Consider the following 20,245-nt stretch of genomic DNA (forward strand, 5'->3'; position numbering starts at 1 on the left):
GCCATAAAGCTGGCGCCGGAAGGCGGATTCACCCGGCCAGACAGGGGCTCACCCTGCCCCCGCGCACTGGGCAAGGTGTGCGCCGGCAACGAATAGGTCCGCCCGGTGCTGTCGATAAAGCAGACCGGCTGGTTGGATTTACCTTTGGCGCTGGCCCTGTACTTGTCGCCTGCCTTGTAACTGAGCCCTTCCACATCCACTTCGTGGCCCTTGGCGGCACGCACCCAGCCTTTTTCCGACAGCACCACGGTCACCGGGTCGGCGCTGAGCAGGTCGGTCTCATCCAGGGCCTTGGCATCATCGCGCTCCACCAGCGGCGAGCGGCGATCATCACCGTATTTCTCGGCGTCTTCCTTCAGCTCTTTGGCTACCAGCTTCTTCATTTTCGCCATGGAACCCAGGGTGGTTTCCAGGTATTCGCGTTCTTCGTTGAGCTCATCCTGCTCACCGCGAATCTTCATTTCTTCCAGTTTCGCCAGATGGCGCAACTTCAATTCCAGAATCGCTTCCGCCTGACGGTCGCTGATGCCAAACCGTTCCATCAATACCGGCTTGGGGGCATCTTCAGTACGGATGATATGAATCACTTCATCAATATTCAGGAACGCCGCCAACAGGCCTTCCAGGATGTGCAGGCGTTCCAGCACCTTGTCGAGACGGAATTGCAGACGACGGCGTACCGTGACCATGCGGAACTGCAACCACTCGTTCAGAATCATGTCCAGGCTTTTCACCTGGGGCCGGCCATCAATGCCGATCATGTTCAGGTTAACCCGGTAGTTTTTCTCCAGGTCGGTGCTGGCAAACAGGTGACTCATCAACTGTTCCACATCCACCCGGTTGGAGCGCGGCGTAATCACCAGGCGGGTCGGGTTTTCATGGTCGGATTCATCGCGCAGATCGCTGACCATGGGCAGCTTTTTCTTGTTCATCTGATCGGCGATCTGTTCCAGCACCTTGGCCCCGGATACCTGATACGGCAGCGCGGTCACTACAATATCGCCATCTTCACGTTCGTATACCGCACGCTGCTTCAGAGAGCCTTTGCCCTCGGCATACATGCGAATGATGTCGTTGATCGGGGTGATCACTTCCGCTTCGGTGGGGAAGTCCGGGCCCTTGATGTACTGCATTAAATCATCCAGCGAGGCACCGGGATCTTTCAGCAGATGAATGCAGGCATTGGCCACTTCACGCAGGTTATGCGGCGGAATATCCGTGCTCATGCCCACGGCGATGCCAGTGGTGCCATTGAGCAACACATTGGGCAGCCGGGCCGGCAGCAGCTTGGGTTCCTCCATGGTGCCATCGAAATTCGGCAACCATTCCACCGTTCCCTGCCCCAGCTCGGACAACAGCACTTCCGCATACGGCGCCAACTTGGATTCCGTATAACGCATGGCGGCAAACGATTTCGGATCGTCCGCGCTACCCCAGTTGCCCTGGCCATCCACCAACGGATAGCGGTAACTGAACGGCTGCGCCATCAACACCATGGCTTCGTAGCAGGCGGAGTCACCATGGGGGTGATACTTACCCAGCACATCACCCACCGTACGGGCGGACTTCTTGTACTTGGATGAGGCCTTCAGGCCCAGCTCGCTCATGGCGTACACGATACGCCGCTGCACTGGCTTCAGCCCGTCACCAATATTGGGTAACGCCCTGTCCAGAATCACGTACATGGAATAATCCAGGTACGCTTTTTCGGTGTATTCCTTTAACGGAAAACTTTCAAATTCGTCAGCCATAGGTACTCGCTAGCTCGTATGCTGGACGCCTGATGCCTGAAGCCAAATGCTTATTGCCGAACAAACGGCAAGCTCGTGGCTGAGACTTTTCAGGCGTCGTCTTGTCTTGTTAGTTTTCGTCGGGCATCCGGCATCCGGCGTCCGGCACCCTTATACTTCCGCCAGATTCCCTTTTTCTTCCAGCCAGCCCTTGCGGTCGGATGCGCGCTTTTTGCTGAGCAGCATATCCATCAGCTGGTGAGTGCCGTCATCGGTGGAAACATCCAAACGCACCAGGCGGCGGGTATCGCGGGCCATGGTGGTTTCGCGCAATTGCAGCGGATTCATCTCACCCAACCCCTTGAAACGGGTCACGTTCACCTTGCCGCGTTTTTTCTCCGCCTTGATGCGGTCGAGCACGCCATCACGCTCTTCCTTGTCCAGGGCGTAATACACTTCCTTGCCCACATCGATGCGATACAGCGGCGGCATGGCCACGAACACATGGCCGCTTTTGACCAGTGCAGGGAAGTGGCGCAGAAACAAGGCACAGATCAACGTGGCGATATGCAGACCATCTGAGTCCGCATCGGCAAGAATGCAGACCTTGCCATAACGCAGGCCGCCAAGATCATCGCTGCCGGGCTCGATGCCCAGGGCCACAGCAATATCGTGAATTTCCTGGCTACCCAGCACCTCGCTGGAATCCACTTCCCAGGTATTCATGATCTTGCCGCGCAGGGGCATGATCGCCTGATACACCCGATCGCGGGCCTGCTTGGCGCTGCCACCCGCCGAATCCCCTTCCACCAGAAAAATTTCACTCTGGGACGGATCATCGCTGGTGCAGTCCGCCAGCTTGCCGGGCAAGGCCGGGCCGCTGGTGACTTTTTTCCGGGTGACTTTCTTGGCTGCGCGCAAACGCTTCTGGGCGTTATTGATGCACAGGTCCGCCAGTTTTTCGGCTTCATCGGTGTGCTGGTTCAGCCACAGGGAGAACGCATCCTTCACTACACCAGACACAAAAGCTGCGGTCTGGCGGGAACTCAACCGTTCCTTGGTCTGCCCGGCAAATTGTGGATCCTGCATTTTCACGCTGAGCACGAAGGCTGCCCGGTCCCAGATATCTTCCGGGGTCAGCTTGACCCCACGGGGCAGCAGATTACGAAACTCACAGAACTCGCGCATGGCATCCAACAAGCCGGAACGCAGGCCATTCACATGGGTGCCGCCCTGGGCCGTGGGGATCAGGTTCACATAGGCTTCCTGAATCAGCTCGCCGCCTTCCGGGAGCCAGGTCACCGCCCAATCCACCGCCTCGGTTTCCGCACTCATGGCACCGTTGAACGGCTCCTGCGGTACGCGCTCCCAGCCGCGGCTGGATTCCAGCAGGTATTCGATCAGGCCATCATCGAATTGCCAGGCGTCGCTCTCGCCGGTGAGCTGGTTATCCAGCGTCACCAGCAGGCCCGGGCAAAGTACCGCCTTGGCCCGCAACAGGTGCTTGAGGCGAGTCACCGACATTTTCGGCGAATCGAAATACTTGGCGTCGGGCCAGAAGCGCAAGGTGGTGCCGGTGTTGCGCTTGCCAACCGTATCGATCACTTCCAGATCGCTGCGCTTTTCGCCATCACCGAATTCCATGCGGTGCAGCTGACCATCGCGCTTGACCAGAATCTCCAGTTTGGTGGACAGAGCGTTCACCACCGACACGCCAACGCCGTGCAGGCCACCACTGAACTGGTAGTTGTTATTGGAGAACTTGCCCCCGGAGTGCAGGGTAGACAGGATCACTTCCACACCCGGTTTTTTCTGTACCGGATGCATGTCCACAGGCATGCCGCGGCCATCGTCTTCCACTTCCACGCCGCCATCCTTGAGCAGGGTGACCTTGATCGACTTGGCATGGCCGGCCAGTGCTTCATCCACCGAGTTATCGATGACTTCCTGGGCAAGATGGTTGGGGCGGGAGGTATCGGTGTACATGCCCGGGCGCTTACGCACCGGGTCCAGGCCCGACAACACTTCAATATTTTCGGACGTATAGTTATTGGCCATAGATTTTCCAGAAGCACCAGACGCAGGACGCCAGATGCCGGGCGCATGATGTATCACACGGCCGGCATCTGGCCTCGGGCATCAGGCGTGTATTTCAATCCCACAAAACCGCAGCATCAGCGGTATGAAGGCGTCAAAGTTATCAAAGCCGTGGCTGCCACCCAAGCCACAATAGCGGTGACAGTCACCGTAATAGTCCCAGCCGTCTTCCCAGTTAAGGGTTTCGTCACCGGTTTGGGTCAGCAACAGCAGGTTTTCCGGCTGGGTGATCTCTGCCACTTCGTAGTGCCGTAACTGCTCCAGCCAGACCGGATCGAACTGGTAGGCCTCGCCGGTATGGTAGTTATGCTGGATACCTGTGTATTTGTCCAGTAGTCGCCACGGTCTGACCGCAGGATTTACGATTGCGGCCTTCAGATCGTGGTGTTCCGCCAGCCAGGTGGCATAAAAACCGCCCAGCGACGAGCCCAGCAGCGCCACCGGCCCGGCGCCGGCAATGGCCGCATCCAGCTCCGCCATGGCCAGCCGGGGCGACGGCGGCAACGCCGGCACGATCAGCCGCTCCGGGCAACCGGCCTGCTCGAACACCGAGCGCAGCAACCCCGCCTTGTGGGACGCAGGCGAGCTGTTGAAGCCGTGGATATACATCAGGGACATTTGCGGGGCAGTCATGATCACTCCTCGTTACTACGCTGTTCAGGAGTTTGACGCGATGGGGAGGAGTTGCAAGTTGAAAGTTTAAAGTTGAAAAGCGCGTGCAATCGCTCGACCGTGCCCGCGATTCTGCCCCTCTGGCAACGCGGAGAAAGGGCCTGCCAATGTCACGGCTACCTGTCTTCGCGTTTCAACTTTAAACTTTCAACTCGACACTCAATAACCTTTGACCGTGAAATCCACCTCGAAGGTGATGCCTTCCACCCGGCTCACCCCTGTGTCGATCTGGCCATCCGGGTGCAAATCCAGCCAACGGTAGCCGGGATTGGCATCGTCCACGGCAAAGTCTTCGCTCTTGGGCTTGAACTGCACACAGGTGCTGGGTACCGCCATCATCCGCACCCCGTTGCGGTGCGCGTCATACTCCTGGTGCACATGCCCCCAGATAATGGCGCGCATCCGCTCATGGCGGTCGATGACCTGGAAAAACTGGTCGGCACTGCCCACCACCTGGGTGTCCAGCCAGGTGCACTCCATCGGGACCGGGTGATGGTGCAGACATACCATCAGGTGCTCACCGATGGCATCCCGCAAGGCGGTGTCGAGAAATTTCAGGTCTTCGTCGAATAGCTCGCCGGGCACTTCGCCGGGAATGGTGGAGTCCAGCATGACAATGGTCCAGTTGCCCACATTCAGCACGCACGGACTCATTTTTTCGCGGTGGGCTGCCAGCGCCTGCAACATGGGCGCAGGCTTGTCGTGATTGCCTTCAAGCCAGTAAACCGGCACATCGAAACCGGACAGAGCGCGATCCAGGCGCTCGTAGGATTCGTAGGAGGCATCCTGGGACAGGTCCCCGGTGGCCAGAATCAAATCCGGATTGGGTTGTTCCTTGCGAATCAGCTCCAGCACCTTGTCCAGACTGAACTGGGTATTCAAACCCAGCAGCTTGCCTTGTGGATCGGCAAACAAATGACAGTCTGACAACTGCACGACTCGAAGGGGCTGCAACTGCTGCGTCAAGATCCCCGCTCCCGTAACCGTTATTATGGTCCCATATCTCGTTGACGGCCCTTCCTTGTACTCCCCAGTACCGCAAGGCCGCCCTCAACGTCACTTATAACCAAGATGATGGCACTTTTCTAGGAAACAGATCCAAGAGCTGGAATTGGTTACCATTTCTCTACGAAGAAACCGCAGAGCGGGTTGCTTCTGTATCCGGGGAGTGGCAGGCACCCACGCACTCACAGCGCCATCTGCTCAACTGCCAGTGACCTGTTGGCGCCAGGCCTGGCCACTGTCGCGGCCGTGGTCATGGAGGTGGCGCAGCCACTCTGCCAGAAACCGGTTCCACTGCACCTTCTCGTCGCGCTGATGCATGTTGCGATTAGGGTAGGCGTAGCGGGCGTTAACCCGCCGGAAAGGACGCGCTTCGGTGACTTCCGCCAGCCGCGCATCGTGGTACATGCGCACGGTGAGCCGAGACGCTGGCAAGGCTTCCAGCAATTCCTGATCTTCCAGACGCACCGTGGTGGTGTAGGGAGAACGCTCCAGCACACGCATCTGCAGGGTATGGGGATGCTGGTCATGTCCCACTTCCACCGCCATGCTGTCTCGCTCACCCAACGCCTTCATTAAGGGCAACAGGCGCGCATAGTTTTCCTCGCACTGGGTCATCAGCGCACGAAAATCCAGCCGGTAACGCTCGCGGCGGCTCACTGCCCGCCCCAGGCCGCATCCAGGCGGGCGCGGTTCAACAGCAACCATTGCAGGGCAATCAGCGACGCGGCGTTATCCACCTGACCGCTTTCCAGCAGCCCAGGAATGTCATCGGCACTCACGGTGACCGCACGAATGTCTTCGCCCTCGTCCGGACAGCCGAAAATGCCGCCAGCGCCGGCCAGATCGGCATGGCCCACGAACACCTGCAGGCGCTCATTGGTGCCACCGGGGCTGGGCATGTAGGCCGCGATCGGTTCCATGGTGCCCAGGGTCAGCCCGGCCTCTTCCACCGCCTCACGGCGAATCAGGTCGGCGGCACTTTCTCCGTCCTTGTCGGCGATGCCGGCAATCAATTCCAGGCACCAGGGCGTATCCCGCCATTCCAGCGCGCCGACCCGAAACTGCTCCACCAGCAGAATCTCGCCCCGCACCGGATCATAGGGCAGCACGGCGGCCGCCGGTGGCCGTACAAACAGCTCCCGGCGGACGGGCTCGCCCCAGCCACCGTTATAGTGCTTGTGACGCAGGGTCAGGGTATCCACCCGGAAGAAGCCCTGGAACGGGGTCTCCCGTTCCAGCACTTCCACGTCCTGCGGGCCAAATGGCGGTGTCAGTGAATGATTACTCATGGGCCTCGTGATAAAGCGCAGAGCCCTGTTCGCGGAACTCCTTGGATTTTTCTTCCATGCCCGCTTCGGCCTGGGCCACCTGGGCGGTGCCGTCACCGTAGATCTCGCGGACTTCCTGGCTGATCTTCATGGAGCAGAATTTCGGCCCGCACATGGAACAGAAATGCGCCACCTTGTGGGCCTGCTTGGGCAGGGTCTCGTCGTGGTATTCACGGGCCCGGTCCGGGTCCAGTCCCAGATTGAACTGATCTTCCCAGCGGAATTCGAAACGTGCCTTGGACAGGGCATTATCACGCAGCTGCGCGCCGGGATGGCCCTTCGCCAGATCCGCCGCGTGGGCAGCAATCTTGTAGGCGATGATGCCTTCCTTCACGTCTTCGCGATTGGGCAGCCCCAGGTGCTCCTTGGGCGTCACATAGCAAAGCATGGCGGTGCCATACCAGCCGATCATGGCCGCACCGATGGCGCTGGAAATGTGATCGTAGCCGGGGGAGATATCGATGGTCAGCGGGCCCAGGGTGTAGAACGGCGCTTCCCCACAGTGCTCCAGCTGCTCATCCATGTTGGCCTTGATCATGTGCATGGGCACATGGCCGGGGCCTTCGATCATCACCTGCACGTCATGCTTCCAGGCGATCTTGGTCAACTCGCCCAGGGTGCGCAGCTCACTGAACTGGGCTTCATCGTTGGCATCGGCCAGGGAACCGGGGCGCAGGCCATCGCCGAGACTGAAGGTCACGTCGTAGGCCTTCATGATCTCGCAGATCTCTTCGAAATGGGTATAGAGGAAGCTTTCCTCATGGTGCGCCAGGCACCACTTGGCCATGATCGAACCACCGCGGGACACAATGCCGGTAACCCGGTTGGCGGTCATCGGCACATAGCGCAGCAGCACGCCGGCGTGGATGGTGAAGTAACTCACCCCCTGCTCGGCCTGCTCGATCAGGGTGTCGCGGAAGATTTCCCAGGTCAGGTCTTCGGCCACGCCGTTGACCTTTTCCAGCGCCTGGTAGATGGGCACGGTGCCGATGGGCACCGGCGAGTTACGCAGAATCCACTCGCGGGTTTCGTGAATATTGTCACCGGTGGACAGGTCCATCACCGTGTCACCGCCCCAGCGGGTGGCCCAGGTCATCTTGGAGACTTCTTCCTCAATGGAAGAGGTCACCGCCGAGTTGCCGATGTTGGCGTTGATCTTGGTGAGGAAGTTGCGGCCGATGATCATCGGCTCGATTTCCGGGTGGTTGATGTTGACGGGGATCACCGCCCGGCCCCGAGCCACTTCATCACGGACGAACTCCGGGGTAATTTCCGCCGGAATCGCCGCGCCGAAGCTCTGCCCCGGATGCTGGTTCACCGGCAGGCCCGCTTCGCGATGCTCACGCAGCCGCTGATTTTCGCGGATGGCGATATATTCCATCTCGGGAGTGATGATGCCCTGGCGCGCGTAGTGCATCTGGCTGACATTCTTGCCGGCGCGGGCGCGGCGAGGAATGCGCGTGTGCTCAAAACGCAGGCCGGCCTTGGCCACGTCGTTGGCCCGCTTGCGGCCATACTCGCTGGTCAACCCGGCCAGCTGCTCGGTATCATCCCGCTCATCAATCCAGGCAGCCCGAATAGGATTCAGCCCTTTACGGATGTCGATTTGAGTATCCGGGTCGGTATAGGGACCAGAGGTATCATAAACCGACAGCGGTGGGTTATCCTCGAACTTTCCGTCCGCCAATGGGGTCGGATGCTGTTGGATTTCTCGCATGGGGACACGAATGTCCGGGCGCGATCCCGTGACATAGATCTTTCGTGAACCCGCGATAGGCTGGCAGGATTCGTCAATGGCGTTGGCGATGGGGCGCTGATCGTCTGGCACGTCGGCCTCCAGAAGCAAATAAGAGAAATTCAGGAATGGCGGACACTATACGCCAGCGCCCAACAGCCGAACAACCGCGGAACTGGCCCAAACAGGCGGTGTTAATTTTCTGTACTTGCCAGTACCATAATGATTAACCAGACACACAAAAAGAGTGCACCAGAATGAAGCGTAGCCCGGCAACGCCCCTAGTTCTTCTTCTTACCTCACTGGCCAGTGCCGTTCAGGCCGCTGACCTTACTGAAGTCGCCAACGCAGCCTGGAGCTACGACGGCACCTGGCGCGCCGCCCGCCAGACCTGGGAAGCGGATCAGGAAACGCTGGTACAGGGGCGGGCCGCGCTGCTGCCGACCATCGATGCCAGCCACCGCCATTCGGAAATCAACCAAACCTACGAATCGACGGGTGACCTGGAGATAGACGGTAGATCTCGTTCCACCTCGGTGACGCTAACGCAACCGCTGTTCCGCCTGGATGCCTTCTACGGCTACAAGGAAGCCAAGTCGCTGACCTCCGTAGCCCAGGCCGAGTTCTACCAGTCCCGCCAGGATTTCGTGCTGCGCGTGGCGCAGGGCTACTTCGGCGTGCTGCGCGCCTGGGACACCCTGGTGTCCGCCCAGGCCGAGGAGAAGGCGATCAGCCGGCAGCTGGAACAATCCCAGGAACGTTTCGACGTGGGCCTGGTGGCCAGCACCGATGTGGAAGAAGCGCGCGCCGCCTACGACCTGGCCCGGGTGAACCTGATCGTCGCCGAGCAGGAATTCGATATCGCCCGCGACCAGTTAGAAACACTCACTGGTCGTAAATGGGAGACGCTGGCGGAGTTGCGCGACAATCTGCCGATGGAGGGGCCGCAACCGTCAAAAATGAATGCCTGGATCGATAAGGCCGCGTACCAGAATCCGCAGATTCTCGCCGCCCGCTACAGCGCCAAAGCAGCGGGTTTTACGGCCGACCGACAACTGGGGGCCATGCTTCCAAAGGTTCAATTGTTCGCTGAGTATCAGCACAACCACAATACCGATCCAAGCGTCTCGGGAGGCGATCCCGGCAATCAACTCACGCAATTCTACTCGACGCAACCGGACACTAATTCAAAGACTATCGGCATTGAAGTAACCGTGCCGCTGTTCCGCGGTGGCGGCCTCAACAGCCAGCGCAAGCAGGCGGCCCTGCTCGCCGACGCCGCCGGCCAGCGGTACCAGCAGACGATTCGCGACATCAGCCAGCAGGCGCGCACGTTCTACCGCACCGTGGAAGCCGACGCCCTGCGCGTGGAAGCCCGCCGCCAGGCGATCCGCTCCACCCGTTCCGCCCTGGAAGCCACCCAGTCCGGCTACGAAGTGGGCACCCGTAACGTGGTCGACGTGCTCAACGCCCAACAGGCGCTGTACGCCGCCGAGCGCGACTATGCCAACGCCCGTTACGACTACATCATCAACTCCCTGACCCTGAAATCCACCACCGGCGACCTGCAGCAGGGCGACCTGGCGGCCATCAACCAGTGGTTGTCGGACACGGAAACTCTGAACATCTACCAGCCGGACCTGGAAGGCCGCAGCGACGCGCTGGTGCCGGATACACGTTATTGAAAGGCAATGTAGGAGCCATGCTTGCATGGCGAACCGAGCCCTAGCGAGGAAAAGGCGTTGCAGGATCCTCCGGAATCTCACCTGAGGAATCGGATACGCCTTCTCGCCCTGTGGTGCTTGTGCTTCGTTTCGTGAGGTTCGCCATGCGAGCATGGCTCCTACAACAGCCCCTGCTTTTACTGTTCACTAATCAGTTTAAGCCCCTTCTCCAGCGCCCCACGATTGGCTTCCACCACCGCTGCTGCCGCCTGCCCCTGACGCTGGCGTTGATCCGGATAACGGAACAGCGCCTGCAGGGCAATGGCCAGGGCATCCGCATTGTCCACCAGGGTCAGGGCACCGGCGTCATCCAGCAGATTGGAGATGGCGGTAAAGTTGTGCAGGTGGGGGCCAGTGAGCACCGGCTTTCCCCAGCCGGCCGGTTCCAGCAGATTGTGCCCGCCCACCGGCACCAGGGAACCGCCCACAAAGGCCACGTCGGCCACCCCGAACAACATCAACAACTCGCCCATGGTATCGGCCAGGTAAACCTGGGTGTCGGCGGCGATGGTGTCCTGCTTGCTGCGCCGGGCCAGGCCAAGTCCCTGCTGGCGGACCAGCTGGGCCACGCTGTCGAAACGCTCCGGATGCCGGGGCACCAGCATCAGCAGGGTCTGCGGTGCCGTTTCCAGTAGAGCCTTGTGCGCTGCCAGCACCGGCTCGTCTTCACCGGGATGGGTACTGGCGGCGATCCACACCGGACGCTCGCCAATAGCGGCACGTAAATCCCCTGCCGCCTGACGCACAGCATCATCCAAACTCATGTCGAATTTCACGCTGCCGATGGCATGGACCCGTTCCGGCCAGGCACCCAGAGCCACATAGCGTTTCGCCTCCACCGGGGTCTGCACCGCCAGGGCATCGAAGCGCGCCATCATGGGCCGCACCAGACGGGGAAACTTGCGGTAGCCCCGGTAGCTTTTCTCCGACAGCCGCCCGTTCATCAGCATCAGTTTGGCTCCGTGACGCTTCACCGCCGCACACAGGTTGGGCCACAACTCGGTCTCCAGCACGATCACCGTTTTCGGATCGAAAGCCCGCAGGAAACGGTTCAGTGCCGTGGGCAATTCCCAGGGGCAATACACATGGGTCACCCGGTCACCGAACAGGGCCTTGACCCGCTCCGAGCCGGTGGGCGTGGTGGTAGTCACCAGCAGCGGCGTATCCGGGTAATCCGCCAGCAACCGCTCGATCATCGGCACCGCCGCCAGGGTTTCCCCCACCGACACCGCATGAACCCAGAGACTGTTTTTCAGGGTACCGGGCCGGTATCCCCAGGCCATGCGCTCCTTCCAGCGCTGACGATAGGCCGGCGCCTGCCGCCCGCGCAGCCACAGCCGCAGGAACAGAAAGGGAAGCAGCAGATACCAGAGGGCGGAATAAAAAATACGCATAGGGCTTCTTGTGTCGGACGTCGGACGTCGGACGTCTGACGCCCGACCTGTCTATGCTAGCATAGCGGCAACTTTCTCCGATGGTGAGCCATGAGCAACTCCCCTCTGAAACCCGACATCCTGATCTTCGGCGGCGGTATTGCCGGCCTGTGGTTGATCAACCGACTCAACGCGGCCGGCTACCAATGCCTGCTGCTGGAGTCCGCCACCCTCGGCGGCGACCAGACCCTGGCCAGCCAGGGCATTATTCACGGTGGCCTCAAGTATGCCCTGGGCGGCAATCTGTCCAGTGAATCGGAATCCATTGCCGCCATGCCGGACCGTTGGCGTGCGGCCATGGCCGGCGACGACCCGGTGGACCTGCGCCAGCTGCAAGTACTGAGTGACACCCAACACATGTGGTCCAGCGGCTCCGTGGCCTCACGGATGACCAATTTTTTCGCCAGCAAGATGCTGCGTGGCCGCATTGAAAAGCTCAAGCGCGATCATTTCCCCAGCGCGCTGGCCAACAAGGCTTTCAAGGGCAACGTCTACAAACTGGACGACCTGGTCATCAACACCGAATCGCTGATCGAGACACTTAGCGCCCCGGTCCGCGACCGGCTGCTGGCGCTCGACAACGAACGGGACACGCTGGAATGGGATGAAAACGGCCTGCGCGCCGTCACGGTTAATGGTCAACGCATTGAACCGCGCCTGACCCTGCTCGCCGCCGGCAACGGCAACCCGGCCCTGCTCGACGGCGCCCATCAGGCCCACCTGCTGGAGCAGGAACACAGCCAGCTGCGCCCCCTGAAAATGGTGCTGGTCAAACATGATCTGGGTCATCGCCTTTACGCCCACTGTGTCGGCACCAGCAACAAGCCCGTGCTCACCGTTACCACCCACGACTGCCCCGACGGCAAGGTGGTGTGGTACCTGGGCGGCGATCTGGCGGAACGGGGCGTGGAGCGCAGCGAACAGGAACAACTGACTGCCGGCCGGGACGAACTCAAGCATCTGTTCCCCTGGCTGGATTTCAGCAACGCCGAATTCGCCACCCTGGATGTAACCCGCGCCGAACCCAGACAGCAGGCACTGGTAAAACCGGATAACGCCTACGCCCGCCGGGACCAAAACCTGATCATCGCCTGGCCCACCAAACTCACCCTGGCCCCGGATCTGGGCGACCGGGTCATGGCACTGATTGAAGAAAGCGGCCTGCAGCCGGGCGAACCGTTAACGGTACCGGCAGAACTAAAACAGGCGCCCATGGGCGTGCCGTACTGGCATACCTGTTTTTAACATTGCCCGAGGGGGTTACTGGAGACGTGTGAGGCTGAGTTGAAAGTTCAAAGTTTAAACGCGAGGCAGGGCTGTTCCGGTTTTTAACACTGGCGCTCCGCGACCACCAGCCATGGGGCGCGGCGACAACATTAAAACCGGCACCCGGTCTATCCCGCGCTTTTCAACTTTAAGCTTTGAACTTTCAACTGCTTTTACCCCGCAACCCGCCCCCTCCTACCGTCAATACAGAGGACCGTCATGTCTTTTATGCGCCCCTTGGGCAACACAGGATTAACCGTCAGCGCACTCGGCCTGGGCACGGTGAAAATCGGCCGCGACAAGGGGGTGAAATACCCCAATGGTTTCACCATCCCTGATGATCACGCGGTAACCGAGCTGCTGGCCCAGGCCCGGGACTTGGGCATCAACCTGATCGACACCGCTCCGGCCTACGGCCACAGCGAAGCTCGTCTCGGCCAGCTGATAAGTCAGCGCCAGGATTGGGTGATCGTCACCAAGGTGGGCGAAGAGTTTGATAACGACAGTGGTGAAAGCCATTTCGATTTCTCCCCGGAACACGTTCGCCGCTCCGTGCAGCGCAGCCTGAAACGACTCAACACCGATTACCTGGATTGCGTACTGATTCACTCCGATGGCGATGACATGGGGATCATCAAACAGGGCACCCTGGATGCCCTGAACGACCTGAAGAAGGAAGGCCTGGTGCGCACCACTGGCATGTCTACCAAGACCGTGGCTGGCGGCATTGCCTGCCTGGACCGCGCCGACATGGCCATGGTCACCTACAACCTTCAGCACCACGATGAAGTACAGGTGATCGAACACGCCGCCGCTCACCAGAAAGGCATCCTGATCAAGAAAGCCTTTGCCAGCGGTCACCTCAATGACACCCTTGCAGACCCGGTGCAGGAAAGTCTGAACCAGATCCTTGGCACCGCTGGCGTCAGCAGTATCATTGCCGGCACCATCAATCCCGTCCACTTGCGGGAAAACGTGGCCAAGGCCCGACAGGCCTGCAAGCAATAACAACAACAGGAAACCCCATGCGCTTTTGTCTGATGATTCTGCTACTCGGCACCTCCCTCGCGGCACAGGGGGATAACATATTACTGCTCCGCGAAGCCCCTCAGGGGTGCGAAGAAAAAGGGGAAGTCTCGGTGTCGTCGGGGAGCAAAATGCAGGGCATGTTGTTCAGCGACGCGTTCATCAATAACAACGTGAACAAGAAGCTCGCCAAGGCCATCAAGAAAGCCGGCGGCAACCGCGGCATGCTCAGCGATCGCCGTGAATTCATGATGGAGAGCCACTTCCGCGGTATTGAGCATATCGAGCTGGATGCCTGGGTCTGGCACTGCGAAGAAAAAGAGAGCTGAGCCTCAAAGCTCGCAGCTAGTAGCTCGAAGCTGCTTTTATCTCCGTCCCCAACGATTGCAACCCCGCCCAGTGACCTTGCTGATACCCCCGCTCCAGTTTCCCGGCATGGGTGGTCAAGCGATTCACCGGGAAATCCGGCTGCGGGGCAATCACGGTGAGATTGCAGTCTGCAGGGGGATTATCGATAAAATCCAGCGCCTGATTATAGGCATCCGTTCGCTTCACCATGGCCGCATACAGTGCCGGCATGTCACGCACCCAGGGCTTGAGTAGCGGTGTCAGGGCACTGGAACGCTTGCGGTAGCCCTGATGGCGGGACAACACCACGGTAATATCCCGCGCCCCCTGCTCGTAGGCCCAGCGCACAGGAATGGAATCCGCCAGCCCACCATCTGTCATCGGCTGCCCATCCACGGTGGGAAAATCCCGGTAAGCGAAAGGAATGGAACAGGACGCGGTCATCACTTCATCCAGATTCTCGGGCCGGGTCTGGAAATAACGGGGCGCACCATCCTCCACCGACGTGGTCACCACCCACAGCGGCACCTTTCCCTGCCAGTGCTGCTCCAGGCTTAACGGCACCTCCAGGCGCGATTGATGCCACAACCAGTGCACATCGCACAGGTGCCCGCCGGCCATAAAACGCTGCCAGTTGATAAAGTCCGGACGGCAGGCATGGTCGGTGATGATCCGCCGGCTTCTGCCGTGGTCTCCCGCCAGATAACCAATCAGGTTGGTCGAACCGGCAGACACGCCCACCGCAAAATCAAAATCATGGTGCTGGTTTTCCAGAAACGCATCCAGCACACCGGCGGCGAAAATGCCGCGCATGGCACCGCCTTCTACCACCAACGCACGCTGATCCATTGCCTTTCCTCCACATCGAACCACTCACTGGAATCCATTCAATTACGATGCCAAAGCCAACAAACCGCTGGAAATAGAACCTTGCTGTCTCAGTGATCGGCATCCTTGATCAATCGCTCGATCTGCTCCAGGCCAGACCCTCGAGCAAGTTGAGCCAACCCTGCACGAATACAGCGCAGACGCATCAGGCTAGCGCACCCAGTTTCCGCCCGGGGTGCAGGCACACTCAATATCGCGCCTATTAATTATTGTAAAAACAAAACCTTAAACAGTTATCCATCGCGGATAGCCCATTGGCCGACGCTCTGCATACCAGCTTGGAAACAGAAAGATGAGCAACCGGAATAATCGTCGTGCCCGTCGCGGCATTAGCCAACGCATGTTGCAATACGCCCAACCCGTAATCTCGCGGCCAACAATGGACATACCGGCCAGCAGCTACCAGACTGCGTGGCTGATTCATTCACGGATATACCGACATGCTTACCACTGTGTGGGCCATTATTGCTCCGGTATTGTTATGCGCCGGCGTGGGTTTTTTCTGGGCGCGGGCCGGCAAGCCCTTTGATACCCGGATGGTCACCTCCCTGGTCACCCTGGTCACCACTCCCTGCCTGATTGTCGCCACCATGGGCAAGACGGAGCTGGACTTGCAGGCGCTCATGGACGTGGCCGGTTTGGCCGTAGCGGTACTGGCCACCACGTTCGTGGTCAGCGCGGTGATCCTGCTCTTTACCGGCCAACCCTTTCGGGTGTTTCTGCCTTCACTGATCTTCCCCAACACCGGCAACATGGGCATTCCGCTGTGCATGCTCGCGTTTGGCGAAGCCGGATTGGCATTGTCGCTGGCGTGGATGATGCTCTACTCCGTGGCGCACTTTTCCCTGGGGCTGGCCATCGTCAGTGGCGAGGGGTTTTCCCTGAAACTGTTCCGCCACCCGATTCTGATCTCCGTGTTTCTGGCCGTGGCCATGGTCGCTTTCCAGCTAAGCCTGCCTGAGTGGCTCTACAACACCGTCAGCCTGATCGGCGATCTGACCATTCCCTTGATGCTGATTACACTGGGGGTGTCCCTGTCGCAGCTGAAAGTGCGCCATCTGGGTAGCGGAGCCGGGTTTGCGGTGCTGCGTCTGGCCAGTGGCTTTGCGGTGGGGTGGGGGCTGGTGACGGCACTGGACATCGACGGCCCACTGCGTGGGGTGGTGCTGATCGAATCCACCATGCCGGTGGCGGTATTCAATTACCTGCTCGCCAAAGCCTACAACCGGGGCGCGGAAGAAGTCGCTGCCATGGTGGTGATTTCCACCTTGCTGGCGTTTCTGCTGCTACCCCTGCTATTGAGCTACGCGCTCTGAACCACAGACATTAACGGGAATAAACCACTTCGGTTTCATGCGCCCAAAGTCCCGGCGCAGGTTATGCTTGAGCGAACGCTTTGAATCCAGCACAAAGGCCTCCTGACCGTCGCGGACAAATACCACCCAGTGCCAGAACGGCTTGCCGTTTTCCCGGTGCCACTTGATCGCCAGCAGTGCCCGTTCCGGTAGCCCCTGCCAATTGGAAAATGGCTGCTCACCCGGTAGCGCCTGCAACCCATACGCCGCCAGCAACCGCCGCACATAAGCGGTATCCGACCACAGCGTGCGGTCTTCCGGGTCGATCCCCAACCGGGCGGCTCGCTGCCTCGCCTGGCGGTAGTTCACCCCCGCAAGGGCGGCCACTGCAGCAATCCCGCAACCCGTCACGTCTTCCTGAATCACCGGCTTCATCCGAGCCTCCTGTGCGCCCTCTTTGCCAAACGCTTACACTGACGGTTTTCCGTCACGGGGCCATTCCATGATCCACCGCCTGACACAACTTTTTCCACTCTGGGCCCTGCTGTTTTCCCTGCTGGCCTACTGGCAGCCGCAGTGGTTAGTCGTCGGCAAGCCCGCCATCGTGCCACTGCTTATGCTGATCATGTTCGGCATGGGGCTGTCATTAAGCTGGGAGGATTTTCGGCGGGTGTTCAAACGGCCCGCAGTGATTGCGCTTGGCCTCGTGCTGCAATACACCCTCATGCCCCTGATCGCCTGGGGCATCAGTATCGTATTGCAACTACCCCAGGCATTACTGATCGGGCTGGTACTGGTCGGCGCCTGCCCCGGTGGCACGGCGTCCAATGTGATCGCCTATCTGGCTCGCGCCAATGTGGCGCTGTCCGTGGCGATCACCTTTGCCTCCACCCTGGTGGCCGTGGTCGCCACGCCCTTGCTGACCTGGCTTTATCTGGGTGAACGCATCCCGGTGCCGGTGACTGGCCTGTTGCTGTCATTGATCCAGATCGTGGTCATTCCAGTGGTGGCCGGCTGCACCCTGAATACCTTTCTGCACCGCCAGCTGACGCCAGCTCGTGCCATTTTCCCACTGGTTTCCGTGGCCGCCATCGTCATCGTGATCGGCATTATCGTGGCCCTGAACCAGGGCAACATTGCCGAAGCGGGCATGGCGGTGTTTATGGCGGTGATGCTGCACAACGCGCTGGGGCTGGTGGGCGGCTACGGCATCGCCCGATTACTGCGGCTTGATCCGCAAACCGCCCGCACCCTGGCCATTGAAGTGGGCATGCAGAATTCCGGGTTGGGCGTGGCACTGGCGATCAAACACTTCACCCCACTGGCCGCCCTGCCCGGCGCCCTGTTCAGTGTCTGGCACAACCTGTCCGGATCGTTGTTGGCGACGATCTGGAGACGCAGCCCCGCAGAAAGCTCCCGCAGGAACGGCGCTTGAGCTGCGAATAATCAGTCTCGAGTTACGAGAAGCGAGAGTCGAACCAGACCTCGACATTTTTTGATCTTCGCAACTCGCTTCTCGTGACTCGCCATTTTCCGGCTGTTCGCGGCTCAAGCGCTCCCCTGCGGGAACACGATATTTACGGCGCGAGCCGCTCCCGCACCCAACTTCCGTCTGCCTGTTTGCGATACCGGAACCGGTCATGCAGGCGACTCGGGCGACCGTGCCAGAACTGGATTTCCGTGGGGATGATGCGGTAGCCGCCCCACTGCGCCGGGCGCGGCACCGGCGCCGAAGGAAATTCCTTCTCCAGTCGTTTCACTTCCTCTTCCAGCCATTCCCGGCTGGCGGGCTGGCTCTGCGGCGAGATGGCCGCGCTCACCTGGCTGGCATAGGGGCGGGAGGCAAAATAGCTGTCAGATTCTTCCCGATCCACTTTGTGCGCTTCACCGATAACAATCATCTGGCGGTCGAAAGGCTGCCAGAACATGGTGAACGACACCTTGGGGTTGGCCGCAATGTCTTCCCCTTTGCGGCTGTCGTAGTGGGTAAAGAAGGTGAAGCCGCCACCCTCGATACCTTTAAGCAACACCACCCGGGAAGAGGGCTGGCCGTCAGCGCTCACGGTGGCAAGCGTCATCGCATTGGGCAACGGCAATCCGGCCTCAATGGCTTCATCCACCCAGAGACGCGCCTGCTCCAGTGGATCGTCATGGAGGGAGACCTGGGTCAGCCCTTCAGCGTGATATTCTTCGCGCACATCTTTCATGGTTTCCCCGGCTGGCTGTCATACTGAGCCGGCAGTATAACGCCCACACGCCAACAACCACGAACCAGGATCAAGAAGCAGGACAGTTAGCCATGCTCAACACCGCCGACGAAAATCGCCGCCGCCACGACCTGCACCCGAACCATCCGGTATGGCTGTTTGGATATGGCTCGCTGATCTACAAGGCCGACTTTCCCTACCTGGCACGACGACCGGCGTCGATCAGCGGCTGGGTCCGGCGCTTCTGGCAAGGTTATTCGCTTCGCTCACCCTTCGGGCCGCCCTAAAGTGCGTTACCTTCGCTGCGCTCGGTTCCCACGATCATCGCGGCACCCCGGATAAACCGGGGCGGGTGGTCACCTTGATTGAAGCCCCCGGCATGGTGTGTGCCGGCATGGCCTACCGCATCACGCCGGATGTGTTCGAGCATCTCGACCATCGGGAGAAGAATGGCTATCTGCGCTTTCGCACGCCACTGACCTTTGCCGACGGAGATCTGGCGGACGGTCTGGTCTATATTGCCACCGAGGACAATGCGGCCTTTCTTGGCCAGGCGGACGAGCAGGCCATTGCCGAGCATATTGCCCGCAGTGAAGGCCCCAGCGGCAGCAACCGAGATTATCTGCTCCACCTAGCCAAAGCCCTGCGGGAGCTGGGTGCTTTGGATGAACACGTCTTCCGGATTGAGCAATTTCTGTTGGCAGGGAATGATTAATCCGACCTGAGCAGATTGTCATGCCGGGCTTGCCCCGGCACCTCCTGCTGCTGGCAGCGCCTTTCAGAGAGACCACACGAACGTGAAGTAGATACCGGAGCACAAGCGCAGAGCAGAGCAGAGCAGAGCAGACGGAGTCTGGACCCGAAGGGGGGAGCGCAGCGAATAACCCCGGCATGACGGTAATACCGTTCACTTAAGGTTCTGTGCCAGACCTGAAGCCTTCGCGATGTAAACATCGCTTCCCCCCCCCCTCAAACTTCGGGATTGGTGGGAAGTCATGCTCGCATGACGAAGATGTTCGCGCAGCGCTGCTTCTCCTGAGTGAACAGCATTGCGGTATGACGGAGGTGTTGGATCAAGGAGCCTCTCAATCCCCTGTCTGCATATAACGGTCCCAATACCCCGTTTGTGGCTCGATCTGCTCCACCACGTCCACCCACAAACCGGAAGGGTCGCGCAGGCCGAAGCGGCGCTGACCAAAGGGCTCGTCACTGAGCGGATACGCCACTTCGCCGCCACTGGCCTGGAAATCCGCCATTGCCTGACGGGCATCCTGCACTTCAATCTCCAGGCACACACCTTGCCCGCCGAAACACTCAGGCCCCGGCGGCGCCGAGGGATGATCCGGGCTCATGAAGGCCACCACGCTGCCCTGCTGCTCATTGCCCAGCAGCACAAACCAGTCGCTGTCGAACAGCACATCCAGCCCGAAATGCCGCTGCCAGAAATCCCGGCAGGCCACCTTGTGGTCGGTGACCACGATGGGGTAGCGG

Annotated in this window: 18 protein-coding genes and 1 pseudogene; 7 read left to right on the forward strand and 12 right to left on the reverse strand. The window is 60.0% G+C overall.

Annotation, left to right across the window (positions count from 1 at the left end; genetic code table 11):
- The 7 genes from parC to thiC form a co-directional block, all read right to left on the reverse strand.
- Positions 1 to 1,751, reverse strand: a 1,751-nt coding sequence (gene parC / locus A3730_RS10885; RefSeq protein WP_063538057.1) for a DNA topoisomerase IV subunit A, incomplete at its 3' end; no start/stop codon positions are given.
- A 150-nt stretch (positions 1,752 to 1,901) separates the two neighbouring features.
- A complete protein-coding gene (gene parE / locus A3730_RS10890; RefSeq protein ID WP_063519679.1) occupies positions 1,902 to 3,788 on the reverse strand; it encodes a DNA topoisomerase IV subunit B in 1,887 nt (628 codons plus the stop codon).
- A gap of 81 nt (positions 3,789 to 3,869) precedes the next feature.
- Positions 3,870 to 4,460 carry a YqiA/YcfP family alpha/beta fold hydrolase gene (locus A3730_RS10895; protein WP_063519678.1) on the reverse strand — a complete coding sequence of 197 codons (591 nt, stop codon included), beginning with the start codon at positions 4,458 to 4,460 and terminating at the stop codon, positions 3,870 to 3,872.
- 198 nt (positions 4,461 to 4,658) lie between these two features.
- Entirely contained in the window at positions 4,659 to 5,465 is an 807-nt protein-coding gene (gene cpdA / locus A3730_RS10900) for a 3',5'-cyclic-AMP phosphodiesterase (RefSeq protein ID WP_063519677.1), read from the reverse strand.
- A gap of 237 nt (positions 5,466 to 5,702) precedes the next feature.
- Positions 5,703 to 6,161 carry a DUF1249 domain-containing protein gene (locus tag A3730_RS10905; RefSeq protein ID WP_082872340.1) on the reverse strand — a complete coding sequence of 153 codons (459 nt, stop codon included), beginning with the start codon at positions 6,159 to 6,161 and terminating at the stop codon, positions 5,703 to 5,705.
- Positions 6,158 to 6,793: an NUDIX domain-containing protein gene (locus A3730_RS10910; protein ID WP_063519675.1), complete on the reverse strand. Its 636-nt coding sequence runs from the start codon at positions 6,791 to 6,793 to the stop codon at positions 6,158 to 6,160. The genes A3730_RS10905 and A3730_RS10910 overlap by 4 nt, the downstream gene beginning before the upstream one ends.
- Positions 6,786 to 8,660: a phosphomethylpyrimidine synthase ThiC gene (gene thiC / locus A3730_RS10915; RefSeq protein ID WP_063538059.1), complete on the reverse strand. Its 1,875-nt coding sequence runs from the start codon at positions 8,658 to 8,660 to the stop codon at positions 6,786 to 6,788. The genes A3730_RS10910 and thiC overlap by 8 nt, the downstream gene beginning before the upstream one ends.
- Positions 8,661 to 8,824: 164 nt before the next feature.
- On the opposite strand from thiC, the gene A3730_RS10920 reads away from it, so the two are divergent.
- A complete protein-coding gene (locus A3730_RS10920; protein ID WP_063538061.1) occupies positions 8,825 to 10,252 on the forward strand; it encodes a TolC family outer membrane protein in 1,428 nt (475 codons plus the stop codon).
- A gap of 176 nt (positions 10,253 to 10,428) precedes the next feature.
- On the opposite strand, the gene waaA is transcribed toward A3730_RS10920, so the two are convergent.
- Positions 10,429 to 11,685: a lipid IV(A) 3-deoxy-D-manno-octulosonic acid transferase gene (waaA, locus tag A3730_RS10925; protein WP_063538063.1), complete on the reverse strand. Its 1,257-nt coding sequence runs from the start codon at positions 11,683 to 11,685 to the stop codon at positions 10,429 to 10,431.
- Positions 11,686 to 11,775: 90 nt separating this feature from the next.
- Between waaA and A3730_RS10930 the strand changes: the two genes are divergently transcribed.
- The 3 genes from A3730_RS10930 (at position 11,776) to A3730_RS10940 (ending at position 14,345) form a co-directional block, all read left to right on the forward strand.
- Complete coding sequence (locus A3730_RS10930) at positions 11,776 to 12,969, forward strand: FAD-dependent oxidoreductase (protein WP_063519799.1); 1,194 nt, start codon at positions 11,776 to 11,778, stop codon at positions 12,967 to 12,969.
- 240 nt (positions 12,970 to 13,209) lie between these two features.
- Complete coding sequence (locus A3730_RS10935) at positions 13,210 to 13,998, forward strand: aldo/keto reductase (RefSeq protein WP_063519798.1); 789 nt, start codon at positions 13,210 to 13,212, stop codon at positions 13,996 to 13,998.
- A gap of 17 nt (positions 13,999 to 14,015) precedes the next feature.
- Positions 14,016 to 14,345 carry a hypothetical protein gene (locus A3730_RS10940; RefSeq protein WP_063519797.1) on the forward strand — a complete coding sequence of 110 codons (330 nt, stop codon included), beginning with the start codon at positions 14,016 to 14,018 and terminating at the stop codon, positions 14,343 to 14,345.
- A 16-nt stretch (positions 14,346 to 14,361) separates the two neighbouring features.
- Here A3730_RS10940 and A3730_RS10945 read toward each other — a convergent pair whose 3' ends face one another.
- The gene (locus A3730_RS10945) at positions 14,362 to 15,213 is read right to left on the reverse strand and encodes a patatin family protein (protein ID WP_063519796.1); all 852 of its coding nucleotides are present in this window, start codon (positions 15,211 to 15,213) and stop codon (positions 14,362 to 14,364) included.
- Positions 15,214 to 15,692: 479 nt separating this feature from the next.
- On the opposite strand from A3730_RS10945, the gene A3730_RS10950 reads away from it, so the two are divergent.
- Positions 15,693 to 16,568, forward strand: a complete 876-nt coding sequence (locus A3730_RS10950; protein ID WP_063519795.1) for an AEC family transporter — start codon at positions 15,693 to 15,695, stop codon at positions 16,566 to 16,568.
- Here the strand turns inward: A3730_RS10950 and A3730_RS10955 are convergent.
- A complete protein-coding gene (locus A3730_RS10955; protein WP_063519794.1) occupies positions 16,548 to 16,982 on the reverse strand; it encodes a hypothetical protein in 435 nt (144 codons plus the stop codon). The genes A3730_RS10950 and A3730_RS10955 overlap by 21 nt on opposite strands.
- A gap of 67 nt (positions 16,983 to 17,049) precedes the next feature.
- Here A3730_RS10955 and A3730_RS10960 point away from each other — a divergent pair, with 67 nt between their 5' ends.
- Positions 17,050 to 17,982, forward strand: a complete 933-nt coding sequence (locus A3730_RS10960; RefSeq protein WP_063519793.1) for a bile acid:sodium symporter family protein — start codon at positions 17,050 to 17,052, stop codon at positions 17,980 to 17,982.
- 142 nt (positions 17,983 to 18,124) lie between these two features.
- Here the strand turns inward: A3730_RS10960 and pdxH are convergent, their stop codons facing one another.
- Complete coding sequence (pdxH, locus tag A3730_RS10965; protein ID WP_063519792.1) at positions 18,125 to 18,754, reverse strand: pyridoxamine 5'-phosphate oxidase; 630 nt, start codon at positions 18,752 to 18,754, stop codon at positions 18,125 to 18,127.
- A gap of 92 nt (positions 18,755 to 18,846) precedes the next feature.
- Here pdxH and A3730_RS10970 point away from each other — a divergent pair.
- Positions 18,847 to 19,469 (forward strand): annotated as a pseudogene (locus A3730_RS10970) (gamma-glutamylcyclotransferase).
- A gap of 370 nt (positions 19,470 to 19,839) precedes the next feature.
- On the opposite strand, the gene A3730_RS10975 reads toward A3730_RS10970, so the two are convergent.
- A partial coding sequence (locus tag A3730_RS10975; RefSeq protein WP_063538065.1) for a VOC family protein occupies positions 19,840 to 20,245 on the reverse strand: 406 nt, incomplete at its 5' end.

The organism is Alcanivorax sp. HI0044 (genome assembly GCF_001634945.1).